Origin of the sequence: Pseudoalteromonas sp. 68 DY56-GL68 (assembly GCF_041414825.1) — a bacterium.
Taxonomy (GTDB): domain Bacteria; phylum Pseudomonadota; class Gammaproteobacteria; order Enterobacterales; family Alteromonadaceae; genus Pseudoalteromonas.
Genome location: NZ_JAOCZL010000008.1, coordinates 58,573 through 72,171 on the forward strand (window position 1 = coordinate 58,573; position 13,599 = coordinate 72,171).

General features: G+C 41.5%; 13 protein-coding genes. 4 read left to right on the forward strand and 9 right to left on the reverse strand.

The window, feature by feature from the left end:
* Positions 1–4 precede the first annotated feature (4 nt).
* Entirely contained in the window at positions 5–1,264 is a 1,260-nt protein-coding gene (locus tag NYF15_RS05580) for a sugar MFS transporter (protein WP_341803891.1), read from the reverse strand.
* Positions 1,265–1,498: 234 nt separating this feature from the next.
* On the opposite strand from NYF15_RS05580, the gene NYF15_RS05585 reads away from it, so the two are divergent.
* Genes NYF15_RS05585 through NYF15_RS05595 form a run of 3 tightly spaced genes read left to right on the forward strand, consistent with a single transcriptional unit; the run spans position 1,499 to position 5,210 of the window.
* Positions 1,499–2,827, forward strand: a complete 1,329-nt coding sequence (locus tag NYF15_RS05585) for a GH1 family beta-glucosidase (protein WP_371353046.1) — start codon at positions 1,499–1,501, stop codon at positions 2,825–2,827.
* 24 nt (positions 2,828–2,851) lie between these two features.
* Positions 2,852–4,183: a glycoside-pentoside-hexuronide (GPH):cation symporter gene (locus NYF15_RS05590; protein ID WP_371353047.1), complete on the forward strand. Its 1,332-nt coding sequence runs from the start codon at positions 2,852–2,854 to the stop codon at positions 4,181–4,183.
* A 22-nt stretch (positions 4,184–4,205) separates the two neighbouring features.
* A complete protein-coding gene (locus NYF15_RS05595; protein WP_371353048.1) occupies positions 4,206–5,210 on the forward strand; it encodes a LacI family DNA-binding transcriptional regulator in 1,005 nt (334 codons plus the stop codon).
* On the opposite strand, the gene NYF15_RS05600 is transcribed toward NYF15_RS05595, so the two are convergent.
* Genes NYF15_RS05600 through NYF15_RS05620 form a run of 5 tightly spaced genes read right to left on the reverse strand, consistent with a single transcriptional unit; the run spans position 5,191 to position 10,706 of the window.
* The gene (locus tag NYF15_RS05600; RefSeq protein WP_371353049.1) at positions 5,191–7,164 is read right to left on the reverse strand and encodes a response regulator; all 1,974 of its coding nucleotides are present in this window, start codon (positions 7,162–7,164) and stop codon (positions 5,191–5,193) included. The two genes, NYF15_RS05595 and NYF15_RS05600, sit on opposite strands and share 20 nt — an antisense overlap.
* 12 nt (positions 7,165–7,176) lie before the next feature.
* Positions 7,177–7,638, reverse strand: a complete 462-nt coding sequence (locus NYF15_RS05605) for a response regulator (RefSeq protein WP_130150803.1) — start codon at positions 7,636–7,638, stop codon at positions 7,177–7,179.
* The gene (locus NYF15_RS05610) at positions 7,639–9,117 is read right to left on the reverse strand and encodes an ATP-binding protein (protein WP_371353050.1); all 1,479 of its coding nucleotides are present in this window, start codon (positions 9,115–9,117) and stop codon (positions 7,639–7,641) included.
* Positions 9,118–9,140: 23 nt separating this feature from the next.
* Positions 9,141–9,350 carry a histidine kinase gene (locus tag NYF15_RS05615; protein ID WP_130150801.1) on the reverse strand — a complete coding sequence of 70 codons (210 nt, stop codon included), beginning with the start codon at positions 9,348–9,350 and terminating at the stop codon, positions 9,141–9,143.
* Positions 9,351–9,362: 12 nt separating this feature from the next.
* On the reverse strand, positions 9,363–10,706 hold the full coding sequence (locus NYF15_RS05620; protein ID WP_130150800.1) for a sigma-54 dependent transcriptional regulator: 1,344 nt from the start codon (positions 10,704–10,706) through the stop codon (positions 9,363–9,365).
* A 184-nt stretch (positions 10,707–10,890) separates the two neighbouring features.
* Between NYF15_RS05620 and NYF15_RS05625 the strand changes: the two genes are divergently transcribed.
* On the forward strand, positions 10,891–11,403 hold the full coding sequence (locus tag NYF15_RS05625) for an NUDIX hydrolase (RefSeq protein ID WP_371353051.1): 513 nt from the start codon (positions 10,891–10,893) through the stop codon (positions 11,401–11,403).
* A 16-nt stretch (positions 11,404–11,419) separates the two neighbouring features.
* Here NYF15_RS05625 and NYF15_RS05630 read toward each other — a convergent pair whose 3' ends face one another.
* The 3 genes from NYF15_RS05630 to NYF15_RS05640 are packed head-to-tail and all read right to left on the reverse strand — an operon-like array spanning position 11,420 to position 13,570.
* A complete protein-coding gene (locus NYF15_RS05630) occupies positions 11,420–11,920 on the reverse strand; it encodes a YgjV family protein (RefSeq protein ID WP_371353052.1) in 501 nt (166 codons plus the stop codon).
* Positions 11,921–11,969: 49 nt separating this feature from the next.
* Positions 11,970–12,545: a Crp/Fnr family transcriptional regulator gene (locus tag NYF15_RS05635; RefSeq protein ID WP_371353053.1), complete on the reverse strand. Its 576-nt coding sequence runs from the start codon at positions 12,543–12,545 to the stop codon at positions 11,970–11,972.
* On the reverse strand, positions 12,533–13,570 hold the full coding sequence (locus NYF15_RS05640) for an NAD(P)H-dependent flavin oxidoreductase (RefSeq protein WP_371353054.1): 1,038 nt from the start codon (positions 13,568–13,570) through the stop codon (positions 12,533–12,535). The genes NYF15_RS05635 and NYF15_RS05640 overlap by 13 nt, the downstream gene beginning before the upstream one ends.
* Positions 13,571–13,599 lie beyond the last annotated feature (29 nt).

Sequence of the window (13,599 nt, forward strand, 5' to 3'; positions counted from 1 at the left end):
CCACCTATGAAGTCTGAGTCGATACTTTTGAGCCAACCAGCGCAAAGTAAGTAATATATAAGTAACAGGCGATAGGTAAGAACAACGCCATTTGCACACCAACAGAATCGGCTAATACGCCTTGCAGTAGTGGAATAATTGCGCCTCCTACAATTGCTAAGCATAAAATACCTGAGCCTTTTGAGGTGTATTTGCCAAGGCCATGTAGTGCAAGGCTGAAAATCGTCGGGAACATAATCGAGTTACATAAGCCAACCAATAAAATAGCCCACATAGCAAGACTCCCTTCACCTGTCATAGCAATTGCAACAAGTACTACTGCAAGCAAGCCATGACATGCCAACACCTTACCTGCATTAAACTTCTGCATCACAGCAGCACCAATAAAGCGACCCACCATGGCACCTGCGAAATAATAACTAATGTAATGAGCGGCTTCTTTTTCTGCGAGGCCAGCAATATTATCTAACGTCAAAAAGCCCACCAAAAAGCTACCAATCGCCACTTCTGCGCCCACATAAACAAAGATACCGATGGCACCTAAAATGAGGTGGCGATAACGCCAAACACTACCTAAATCAACAAAGTCTTCTAAATCTTGATGTGCCGCTTCACTGTCACTTTCTTTACCTAGTTTTGGCAGTTTTAAAAACGCAAAGATAACCGCAAGCACGAGTAAACTTAACGACAACATTAAATAAGGGAGTTTCACTTCTTCAGCCGTGGCTTGGCTTACTTCAGATAAAATCAACCACCCACCAAAAATCGGTGCGACGGTCGTACCTAGTGAGTTGAATGCTTGTGTCATAGTCAAACGCGAAGACGCTGTTTTTTGCGGGCCAAGTACACTTACATAAGGATTTGCAGATACTTGTAAAATAGTAATGCCCGAAGCAAGTACAAACAAAGCCAGTAAAAATAATTCGTATACATGGGCAACCGCAGCAGGGTAAAACAGCGCACAGCCGATAGCTGCAACCACTAAGCCGACCACAATACCAAATTGATAGCCAATGCGACTGACCAACTTGCCAGCAGGGATCGACATCACAAAGTACGCACCAAAAAAGCAAAACTGTATAAGCATGGCTTGCGTATAATTCAGCGAAAACATCCCTTTTAAGTAAGGGATCAAAATATCATTTAAACAAGTAATGAACCCCCACATAAAAAATAATGTGGTCAAGGACGCCAATGCAAAATGTTGCTTTGGCATTGCCGCTTGACTCGCGTTACCCGAAACAGGCGTTGAAACATGGGCCATAATTTTATTCTCTAGTTATTTATATTTTTCAGTTTGTTACATCAGCTCTAGTGCTAAATCATGATGAATAAAAAAGCAAAAAACTATTGCAACATAAAATGTAAGCGCTTACATTTATAACATATAAATCATATATAGCAATTTATTTGCAATAAAATTGTAAGCGCTTACACCATTTACAACTCTGTACTTTGGTTTGTCTTACAAACACTATGCGAAGGACGACTAATAACTGTGTATAAATCAATTTCTCTTTTGCCAGACTCATTTTTACTCAAACCTGAATTTACTTTTGGTGTTGCAACTGCGTCGTTTCAAATTGAAGGCGCACGCAGCCAGCGTCTAGATTGTATCTGGGATACGTTTTGTGAAAAGCCGGATGCAATTGCCGATCAAAGTCATGGCGATGTAGCATGTGACCATGTTGCACGTTGGCAGCAAGATGTCGATATGATTGCTGACTTAGCCGTAGATGCTTACCGTTTATCAATTTCTTGGCCACGGGTCATGAATCAAGATGGCACGATAAACAAACAAGGTATGGCATTTTATGTTCAGTTATTAACGGCGTTAAAAGCACGTAATATTAAAACTTACGTCACTCTATACCACTGGGATTTACCTCAATACCTAGAAGATAATGGTGGCTGGTTAAATCGTGATACAGCCTATAAATTTCAAGAATATGCCGAACTTGTTACTCAACACCTTGGCCACTTAGTCGATTCTTTTGCGACCTTGAATGAGCCCTTCTGTAGTGCCTACTTAGGTTATGAAGTGGGTGTACATGCACCAGGTATAAAATCACAACAAGCAGGCCGACAAGCAGCGCATCACTTACTGCTCGCCCATGGCCTTGCCATGCAAGTGTTACGTAAAAACTGCCCAGACACAGAAGCGGGTATCGTATTAAACTTCAGCCCAACTTACCCTTTGACTGCGGATGATAAAAAAGCCGCAGAACTTGCCGATCAATATCATAATCAATGGTATATCAAAGCTGTTTTAGAGGGTGCTTACCCTTCTTTGCTGAATGATTTAGCAGATGAAGTTAAACCAACTATTATTGCTGGCGATATGGCGATTATTAGTCAAGCCGTCGACTTTATTGGCGTTAACTATTATACCCGCATACACTACAAAAATACTGCTGATGGCTGGTTTGAAGAAGCAAGCCTTACGAATGTTCGTGTTACCGATATGGGCTGGGAAGTTTACCCACAAGGTTTAACTGAGCTTTTGGTATCACTGCATCAGCAATATGATTTACCAAAAATGTATATCACTGAAAATGGCGCAGCCATGGCCGACACCTTAGAAAACGGTGAAGTGAACGACATTGAACGCGTTGATTATTATCACACTCACTTAAATGCAGTGTGTGATGCAATTCGTCAAGGTGTTGATATTCAAGGCTACTTTGCGTGGAGTTTAATGGATAACTTTGAATGGGCGTATGGCTACGAAAAGCGCTTTGGATTAGTTTATATTGATTACCAAAGCCAGCAACGCATTTTAAAAGAAAGCGCAAAACAATACCGTGCGCTGCTCAAACAGCGATAAAAATAACAACAAACGAGAACACACATGCTGACAACAAAAGAGAAAATAGCCTACGGATTAGGTGATACAGCAAGTAACATTATCTTTCAAACAGTAATGTTATTTTTAACTTTTTTCTACACGGATATCTTTGGTATTTCACCTGCTATTGTTGGCACCTTGTTTTTGGTGGTGAGAATTGTTGATGCGATTACCGACCCACTAATGGGCGCATTAACCGATGCCACGCGAACTAAATGGGGAAGTTATCGCCCTTATTTACTTTGGCTCGCTTTACCGTTTGGGGTGATCAGTATGATCACCTTCACTACGCCAGACTTACCAGAGTCAGGCAAAGTCATTTACGCCTTTGTCACTTATACTTTGCTAATGCTGGTTTACACAGCCATTAATATTCCTTATTCAGCGTTAGGCGGAGTATTAAGTGGCGACCCTAAAGAGCGTGTGTCGATTCAATCTTACCGATTTGTGTTTGGCATGCTAGGCGGCCTAATAGTTAGCGCCTGCACCCTGCCGTTGGTAAATTGGCTAGGAAAAGGTGATAACGCCACGGGCTACCAACTGACTATGGCCTTGATGAGCGGCTTAGGTGTCATCTTATTCTTGATTTGTTTTCGCTTTACCAAAGAGCGTGTTGTAGCTCATAACAGCTCATCGTTGAGTTGGAAGAACCGCATGAGTACACTTTGGCAAAACGGTCCATTTAAAGTGTTGTGCTTTGCTGCACTTATGCTGTTAACCAGTATGGTATTACGTACAACTCTGGCAATCTATTACGTAAAATATGTGCTTGGTGAAGCCGAACTGGTCACTTATTTTGTCACTATCGGTATGATAGGTAATATCCTAGGTTGTGCGTGTGCAAACCCGCTAAGTAAACGTGTTGATAAGAAAACAGCCTATATTCGTTTGCAATATATCTCTGCAGCAATCAGCTGTGTGGCGTTTTGGTTACCAAGCGAACAACTGATACTTGCTTTTGCAGTATACTTTTTATGGTGTTTTTTCACGCAAATGGCAACACCACTACTGTGGGCAAAAATGGCCGACACCATTGATTACGGCCAGTGGAAAACCGGCGAGAGACTAACAGGGCTTGTCTACGCGAGCGTGGTCTTTTTTATTAAACTCGGCCTTGCCCTCGGCGGTGCCATAGCCGGTTGGTTACTAGCGTTTTATGGCTATGAGGCCAATACAGAGCTCAGTGAACATACGCTGTCAGGCATTTTAATTTCATTTACGCTTTATCCAGCAATTGGCAGCGTGCTTGTCGCTTTAATTATGAAAAGGTATATTCTTGATAATCAAACCGTTGAGCAAATCAGTGCCGACTTATCATTAAAACGTCATCCATAACTGGGTTTTAAAAAGGAATAATATGGCCACCATTTACGAGGTGTCGAAACTAGCTGGAGTGTCTTTGGCAACTGTTTCGCGAGTAATGAATAACAATGCGAATGTCAGTGATGCTACTCGTAAAAAAGTCACTGCAGCAATGAGTGAGCTTGGCTATAGACCAAACTCTATTGCGCAATCGTTAGCGTCGAATTGTTCAAACAGTGTTGGTCTACTTGTTTCTGAATTACAAGGTCCCTTTTACGGTCCTATGATGAGTGGTATTGAAAATATTTTTAGAAACCAAGGTAAACATGTAATCATTGCTGCAGGTCACAGTGATGAAGAGCGAGAAAAGCAAGGCATTGAGTTCCTAATAAGCCGTAACTGTGATGGCCTTATTTTGCATGTTGAAGCTGTAAGCGACGATTACTTAATCAAGCTGAGTAAGGGCCGTGTACCATTTGTGCTCATTAACCGTTTTATTCCAGAATTAAGCGACCGTTGTATTATTTTAAATAACATCAAAGGTGGCTACCTTGCAGCCAAACATGTTTTAGAACAGGGTCACAAAAATATAGCCTATATCAGTGGCCCACTTTGGAAAAAAGATGCTCAAGATCGTCTAGCTGGTCACAAACAAGCGCTTGCTGAATTTAATTTATCATTTGATGAACAACTGCTTTATCAAGGTGATTTTATGGAAACCAGTGGCTTTGAGGGATTAAAAACAATCTATCAACAGGGGGTGTCATTTAGTGCCGTTATTTGTGCCAATGATGAAATGGCGACGGGTGCCATCGCCAGCGCCAGAGAGCTTGGCTTAGCGCTTCCAGAGCAGCTATCAGTGATGGGCTATGATAATGTATTTTTCACGCGCCACATTTATCCGCCTCTAAGTACAATTAACTATCCAATCAATGAAATGGGGCAAATGGCTGCAAACTGGATTCTAAACCACGTATATCAAAAGCAAACAGAGCCTCTGCAAACTATGTTTGAACCAAGCCTTGTTGCTCGACAATCAATTAAGCACTGCCCTCAATAAGCTCTGTCAGTAAACCTAGGTTAATTGGCTTTAACAGAACTTGTTCAATGTCCAACTTCTCTATTTTCTCTGGCTCAGGCTCTGCCCCACTGACAATAACTAAGGTTAAGTTGGGGTAGCGTTGCTTGAGCTGTTTTGCTAAATCTAAACCACCACCATCAGGCAAGTGCATATCAAGCAGTACTTTATCAAACTCAGCGTCTTCATTTAGGGTATTTAAACACGCTTCACAGCTAGCGGCGATTACCGTTTCCACCCCAAGGCTTTCTAATAAAAGCTGGGTGATTTGCGCTGCATCGGTGTCATCTTCAACTAATAAATAACGGGTACTTTTTTGAGTCATCGCCGGACTGTCATCATGCTCAATGACAGGCTCTGTTTTACCTTGGCAAATATAATGATTCAACACCTGATAAAGCAGTCCCGAATCAACGGGCTTGGCGATCATGTCATTAAAACCAAGCGCTGATAGCTCACTTTTAACCCCTTTCATAGTCGCAGCTGTCAGTGCGATAATCGGCTCTTTATAACCCATTTTACGAAGCTCAATTGTCGCCTCTTTGCCGCCCATAACAGGCATGTGTAGGTCGATAAATACAATATCGAAAGCTTTGCCTGCTTGTTCTGCTGCAGCAACCTTTTCAATCGCATGTTTGCCATTTTCAGCGTATTCAACATCAGCCCCAGTACTTGCGATCATGTGCCCTACCAAAATACGCAAATCTTTAAGGTCATCTACGACAAGTACACGCCCACTCGTTGACAGTGTTGTTAACTTTTGATGGCAGTCGGGGTTAGAGTCAAACGTCAGCAATTGGCGCTCAACATCACGAATGTTGCCAGGGTAAATAGATAGAGTAAATTCAGAGCCGACCCCTTGAGTGGACTCAAGCTCTATTGAACCTTGCATACGTGTAAGTAATTCAGAACAAATAGCAAGGCCTAGTCCTGCACCACCAACATCACGCGATTCAACATCGGCAATTTGTTCGAATGGCTTAAAAATCAATGCCTGCTTTTCGGGTGCAATGCCAAGCCCTGTATCTTTAATACTGAAGAACAGCATTTCGCGCTCATTCACCCATGCAGTCCATGCACGCACAACAATCTCACCTTGGTTAGTGAATTTAATCGCATTATTAATGATATTGATGAGGATTTGGCGAAGACGAGTGGCATCAGTATTAATAATTAAAGGCAGTGCCTGTTGTGACTCAAACCTAAGCGATAAGCCCTTATCTACAGCTGACACTCGCATTAAAGTGTATACGTCAGCCATTAAGCTATCGAGATTAACATCACAGCAGTTAAGCTCTAACTTATCTGCTGCAATTTTCGATAAATCGAGTACATCATTAAGTAAGCTCAATAGATGCTTACCATTTCGGTAAATGACCCCAAGTTCATTATGCGCGTGTTGGTTTTTTTCGCTTTGCATCAACAGTTCGGTATAACCTAATATTGACGATAAAGGGGTGCGTAACTCATGACTTAAATGCGCTAAGAAGCGATCTTTCGAGCGATTTTCAGCTTCAGCTTTCAAACGTTCAACACGCTCATCTTCTACATCCCGTCTGGCTAATGCATAACGAATTGCACGGGCAAAGCGGCTTGAACTCATTTCGTTCTTAACTAAGTAGTCAACAGCGCCTGCATCAAGTGCAGCAGAGTCTAAGGTGTCATCCGATTGGCCTGTAAGCATAATGATAGGGCCACGAAACCCATTAGCAACCGCGCTTTTTAGTACTTCAAGTCCATCAGAAGCACCGAGTCTATAATCCAATAAACAAATATCATGTTTATTTTCACTCAACACATTAACAGCTTCTTCAGGGCAGCTAAGCCATTCAACATCAAATGTATGGGAACCCAATTGCTCTAAGTAATCACAAGTAAGAATATAATCATCTTCATCATCTTCAACTAAGAGTAGTCGGGTTACCTTATCTAACATTTGTTGTCCTTTTTAGTCGTTTTGAGGGGTTGGTAATTCAACAAATTCAACCCAGTACTTACCGAGTGTTTTCATCAAATCAACCAAACCATCGAAGGTCACAGGCTTTGTGATGTAAGAAGCAGCGCCTAAGTCGTAGCCTTTAACCATATCTTCTTCTTGCTTTGATGTAGTTAAAATAACAACCGGAATACCTTTTAAATTTGGGTTTGATTTAATCGCTTCTAATGCCTCTCGACCATCCATACGCGGCATATTTAAATCAAGCAGAATAAGCCCTGGTCGAGGAGAATTCTGCTTATCGCTAAACTTCCCCTTACGCTCTAAATATTCAAGTAACTCAACGCCATCTTCGACAAAAAATAACTCATTAAGAACGCGGCTTTCTGCAAGCGCATCTTGAGTTAATAAACGATCGTCCTCATCGTCATCAGCCATTAAAATGGTAATAGGTTTAACTTTGTTAAGTGGCATCTAAGCCTCTCCTTGTAATGTGAAAAGCGATGTTTCCACGGGTAGTTTAAGAATGAAGGTTGCCCCTTCACCAACGCGACTGCTCGCCGTAATTTCTCCACCATGACGCTCAACGATGCGGCGACACACAGATAAGCCGATACCTGTGCCTTTGTATTGTGAGCGACCATGTAACCGCTGAAATGGAACAAATATTTTTTCGAGATACTCTTCCGAAAAGCCAATGCCGTTATCTGATATAGTGATAACTTCCCATTCAACATTACTATTATGGTTCGCACTAAACTCTTCAATACGCTCATAATCAATGCTAATGAGCGGTGCGACATCTTCACGTCTAAATTTCACTGCATTTGACAGAATATTTAAGAAAAGCTGTAGCATTTGACTTGGGTCAGCCTGAATATGCGGCAACGTCATAACACTGACCTCTGCACCAGCTTCTTTAATAGCGATTTCTAAATCATCCAGTACTTCATCGACGATGCTATTTAAATCTGTGTCTATAAAGTCTTTACCCCGCGTAGTTACACGTGAAAACTCAAGTAAATCATTTATAAGATTAGACATGCGCTGAGCGGCATTTTTCATTCGGCTGATATAATCAATGCCTTTTTCACCGAGCTCATTCTTAAACATACTCTCAAGGCGATCACTAAATGCTTGAATTTTTCGTAGTGGTTCCTGCAAATCATGGCTGGCTACAAATGCAAACTCTTCAAGCTCTCTATTAGAGCGGCTAAGCTCATCAGCATAAATAGTCAGTTCTTGAGTACGTTCATCAACTTTGGCGGCTAAGCTTTCATTTTGTCTTTCTAATTCTAAGCGATATTTAGCGGCATTTTGCAGGTTAGTTCGCGCTAAAATAAACATACCGATTAACAGTAAAGAACTGGTCACAGCCGTGATAGCAAAGGTGATTTTAGCTTCATTTTTAATTTCAGAGAGGGCGGCAAACGTTTCAATTTTAAAGTTAAGCTCACGCATTTGAATTTCATTAACCGCAGTACGAATATCTTTATACAATTCACGCCCTTTATCTGTTAGCAATAACCGACGCGCTTTCACGTCTTTATTCTCTAAGGCAAGATCGGTTGTTTTAGCCATAACAGCCACTTTGTCGTTTACTAAGTGGATAAAACGCGCAATACGATCGGCTTGTCCAGGTATTTCTGAGTGCAAGCTTTTCACAAGCATGATTTGTGCTTGCATCGTAGCCATTGCATCCGTGTATGGTATTAAATAGTCCTCACGGTCTGTCAGCAAATAACCTCGCTGCCCAGACTCAGCCTGTACAACAGACAGGTGTAACTGCTCAATAGCTGTGTTTAATGAATTTGTGTTATCAAGACTGCTTTGTGTGTCGCTCAAAGAGCGTATGCTATTAATTGCTAAAAATGCATTCGCCACAACGATACACAAAACAACACTAATAAACCCTGCCCAGCTAACTGTTATTTTACCCTTTTGCTTATGCATTTTTTTCCCAGTTTCTATGCTGCTTACTCATCGGAGTGAGTGTCACTTATTTTTTGTAGTTGCTCGCTACATTGCTGGCAATTAATAATTATTTTATCAAGGGCCGCGAGTGCTTTATCTTTCGGCATATCATTTTCTAATACGAGCTTAACTAACTCTGCATTCATCGAAATACGGTTTAAGGGTGCACGTGCATCGTGCACCAACTGACGTAAAGACTCGTTATTATTCATAGTATTCCTTTGTTATTTATATTCGCCGATGCCTCCATAAGCATTCAAACGGTTATATAATGTTTTTGTGCTGATCCCCAACATCTGGGCAGCAATTGTCTTGTTACCTTGTACTTTATCTAAAGTTGCATGGATCAACTCTTTTTCAACTTCTTCAATCGTTTGCCCTGCCAGCACTTGATTGTTCGATTGAGTCTCTTTGTTTACCCGCGAAAATGGTGACTCTAGCGAATCAGGCAAGGTAATAGTGCTTCCTTTTGGATCACTCATAATAAATGCACGGTGGATAGCATGGCGCAATTCTCGTACATTACCAGGCCAGTCATGCCCTTCAAGTACCTTTATCTGACTTGCTTGCCATTTAAAGCTGGTTCCATTTTCGTCATTTAGTTGATCTAAAAATGCCTCTGCGAGCAATGGAATATCTTCTTTTCGCTCGCGCAGAGGGGGAATATCAATTGGAAAAACCGCCAAACGAAAATAAATATCTTCGCGGATCACGTTATTTTGTGCAAGGTCAGTTAACGTCCTATTAGTTGCTGAAATAACACGACAGTTTACCGCTTGCTCTTTCGTGCCACCAACACGCGTAACCCTTTTACTTTCAAGTACACGTAATAAGTTTGGCTGCATATCAATAGGCATTTCTGTTACTTCATCTAAAAATAACGTGCCCCCTGCGGCTTGCTCAAACACCCCTTCTTTACGAGCGACAGCTCCCGTAAACGCACCTTTTTCGTGACCGAATAATTCACTACCAATCAGTTCTTTCGAGAATGCACCACAGTTAGTCGCAACCAAAGGACCATCGCACTGCGTGGCGTTGTGAATTGCTTGTGCAACCACTTCCTTACCAGCACCACTTTCACCCATTAGCATAACGTTAGCCGATGTTGCCGCAACCCGCTCAATCATAGTGTAAAGCTTTTGCATAACCTCTGACTCGCCAATTAGTGTGCCAAAATGACGCTTAATACTCGGTGTTGCTTTTTTCTTAGTATTGGCTTTTTTAGGATTTAAAACCCGTTCAATATCTTCGCGTTGGAGTGGTTTTACAAGGTGTCCCACATTAGGCTCACACATTTCTGCGAGCTTACCTTTCACTGACGGATGGCCCGAAATTAAAGTAACGCGAGGAGATTGACCAATTAGTTTAAGATGCTCAAGTAAATGTAAGCCGCTGCCATCTGGTAGCATAAAGTCTAAAAAGACATGATCAAATGTATTGTTCTTAAACCACTGTTCTGCTTCTGCAAGATTTGCGGCTGTGTTTATATTATGACCTAGGAACTCGACTATATGACATACAACTTCACTAAACTCACTATCATCATCAACTAAAAGTACGTTTAACATATTAATTCCCTAAGCTTTTTCAACCATTCTACGCATTTATTTGGAAATGAAAACTATCTGCGCCGAACTACAAACCAATACTTTTAAACTATATTACCCTACAAGTACCACTTTAGGGTAAGTTTAATTAAACTTTCATAACCCTGTATGATGCAGATCTATAGATTAAGCCAAGCTGTATACTATGAAACTATTAAGAAAAGTTACCCACCCTAGCATTAATGACGAAAACAAAAGTCAGTTTACCCGTGAAACCGCCCGTGCGATTATTTTAAAAGGTGAAAAAATCCTCCTACTTTATACTGCTCGTTATGATGACTATAGCTTGCCTGGCGGCGGAATTGACACAGGTGAAAGTGTTAAAGAAGGATTAATACGCGAGCTGCAAGAAGAAACGGGGGCACAAAATATTAAAATTAAAAAACCACTTGGTTTGTATGAAGAATTAAGGCCTTGGTATAAAGATGACTTTGAGTGTATACACATTAAATCCTACTGCTACTATTGCGACATCGATGAGCAATTGGCTCTGCCAAAAATGGAGCACTACGAAATACAAAATGGCATGCAACCCAAATGGGTAAATATCCATAGTGCAATTGCTCACAACGAAACCACAATGGCAATGAGCGAGAAGCAAGGTTTGTCGATTCAGCGAGAAACTTTTCTACTCAAACTCATCGCTAAAACTATCTAAAAATGAATACATTATATTATGGCGTTACTGTTCTTGGATGAACATAAAAACGCCATAAGCCCAGAAGATTACTCAATAGGAAAACGGTTTCCATGACCACCGCAACAGGCGAAAAAATAAGTAAGTTGTGCGTTATCCAACAAACAGTACCCACAACCATCAAGCAACGAAGTAGTAGATCTTTGCTCTGAAATGAGGCATATGTTTGAACCAAGGTCGCAGTCAGTGCAATAAAACTGAACCAACTTTGCCATGTAATAAGCACTGCAAAAACACTTAAACCCATAAAGCCATACATTACCCACTGCTTTCGAGCAAAAATGCAGTAGCCGTAGCGTAGAGCAGCTATCAGCATCAGTGCTGCTGCGCTTAAATTATCAAGCAACAAAAAATGTATCGACGTTAGCAAAACCGAGCTAAACAAACACATTAAAATAATCTGACGAGATTTAAACTGGAACGAGGCTAAATCGAGTAAAGTAGCAACAGCAACCAAACATTGCGACAAAATAAACATGACAACTCCTGAAAAAACAGCAGTGTAATGCGCCGCGCTCTATCACGCCTTAACTTAAGTTAAGACGCTTACGAATTCGTGATAATGAAATAGCGGAAATACCAATATACATTGCAACTTCTGTTAAGCTCAACTGAGCCAACCAATGGGGCTTTTTAGCAAGTAAATATTCATAACGTTGCTGTGGGGAGTTAAGTAATAAGAAGGCTTCCTTTGCTTCTTTGAATAGCAACTGCTGGGTAACAAGTTGCTGCTTCATCATTTGATTCAAAGGCTGCTCAAGTAATGCTAGCGGCACTTTTATTACTTGAGCATCACGAATGACCTTAAGCTGATAAAGAGCAGGCGTGTGTGTTAACCAATTACCATAAAGCAATGCAAATTCATCTTGAAAGTAAAACTCTTTGCACTTTTGCCCACCATTTTCACTCGCATGGAGTGCACCGAGTACACCCGATAAAATAAGATAACCATGAGTTTGCAGCGCTCCTTGCCTTAAAAGCACATCATCACGCACATAACGTTTGATTGGATAGCTCCCCGCTAACTGGTGCTTTAATTGCTCTGCAAGTTGCTGGTAGCTATCTCCCAGTTCAAGTAACTGCGTATCCGTCAATCTTGCCATCCTTGCATTAGCAACTGAGTGATCTTTGCTGCGCTCACCCCATCACGGTTAATAAATTTTTCTCCGCACCAAAGGGGCGAAAAACCACTATCATTGTTTGCTTCTGCATGAGCTCGTAATGCCGTAATTGCGATCGATGCATAAGGAAAAGGAGGCACATGTTGAGGGATTGCGCCTAACTCTTTCATCCCTCTATTCGTTATGCCACGTGCTGCACGGCCTGAGAATAAGGTCGTCAGTTCAGTGCTGCCTACTTGCTGAGACATTAATGCTTGGCGGTGTAACGAGCTTGTTGTTGCCTCTTCTGTCAGTAAATAAGCACTCCCCACTTGAACTGCAATCACACCTAACTTTTGATAGAAACTCACATCCTCTGGCGTTGCAATGCCCCCCGCTGCAATTGTTGGGATATCAAGTTCGACACAAGCACGAACCAACTCTTTGGTGGTCAGTTGCAATGATAAATCCATCGATAAAAAATGACCTCGATGACCACCAGCCTCAAGCCCTTGTGCTATTACAGCATCTGCCCCACTCTCAACTAACCATTTAGCTTCTGCTAGCGTAGTTGCAGATGAAATCACCTTGCCACCCCACTTTTTAATTTGCGAAATAATGGCTGCTTCAGGTAAGCCAAAATGAAAGCTGATCACTGGCGGCTTAAAAGGTGCTATCACATCAATAATGTCTTGATTAATTGGCTGGCGTGAGGCAACGGTTGAAAGTGCCGATGTATCAACATCAAACTCCTCTAGGTAAGGAGAAAGTAAGGTATGCCAAGCAGCTTGCTGCTGTTTTGTATAAGTTGGAGTATGGTGACAAAAGAAGTTTAAATTGTAAGGCTTGTCAGTGGCATTACTTAAATACTCAAGCTCACTTACCAATTGCTCTTTAGATAGCATTGCACAAGGTAAAGACCCCAGCCCACCCGCTTGGCAAACAGCCTCTGCTAACTTTGCATTTTGTACTCCAGCCATGGGGGCTTGAATAATCGCCAATTCTGTATCGAAGTATGATTTTTTCATTACCTATCCTTGTAAGTTTTGCATCTGTT

Coding starts and splice junctions, on each gene's coding strand:
- NYF15_RS05580 (WP_341803891.1), bottom strand. CDS start 1,264: ATGGCCCATGTTTCAACGCCTGTTTCGGGTAACGCGAGTCAAGCGGCA.
- NYF15_RS05590 (WP_371353047.1), top strand. CDS start 2,852: ATGCTGACAACAAAAGAGAAAATAGCCTACGGATTAGGTGATACAGCA.
- NYF15_RS05595 (WP_371353048.1), top strand. CDS start 4,206: ATGGCCACCATTTACGAGGTGTCGAAACTAGCTGGAGTGTCTTTGGCA.
- NYF15_RS05600 (WP_371353049.1), bottom strand. CDS start 7,164: ATGTTAGATAAGGTAACCCGACTACTCTTAGTTGAAGATGATGAAGAT.
- NYF15_RS05605 (WP_130150803.1), bottom strand. CDS start 7,638: ATGCCACTTAACAAAGTTAAACCTATTACCATTTTAATGGCTGATGAC.
- NYF15_RS05610 (WP_371353050.1), bottom strand. CDS start 9,117: ATGCATAAGCAAAAGGGTAAAATAACAGTTAGCTGGGCAGGGTTTATT.
- NYF15_RS05615 (WP_130150801.1), bottom strand. CDS start 9,350: ATGAATAATAACGAGTCTTTACGTCAGTTGGTGCACGATGCACGTGCA.
- NYF15_RS05620 (WP_130150800.1), bottom strand. CDS start 10,706: ATGTTAAACGTACTTTTAGTTGATGATGATAGTGAGTTTAGTGAAGTT.
- NYF15_RS05625 (WP_371353051.1), top strand. CDS start 10,891: ATGAAACTATTAAGAAAAGTTACCCACCCTAGCATTAATGACGAAAAC.
- NYF15_RS05630 (WP_371353052.1), bottom strand. CDS start 11,920: ATGTTTATTTTGTCGCAATGTTTGGTTGCTGTTGCTACTTTACTCGAT.
- NYF15_RS05635 (WP_371353053.1), bottom strand. CDS start 12,545: ATGGCAAGATTGACGGATACGCAGTTACTTGAACTGGGAGATAGCTAC.
- NYF15_RS05640 (WP_371353054.1), bottom strand. CDS start 13,570: ATGAAAAAATCATACTTCGATACAGAATTGGCGATTATTCAAGCCCCC.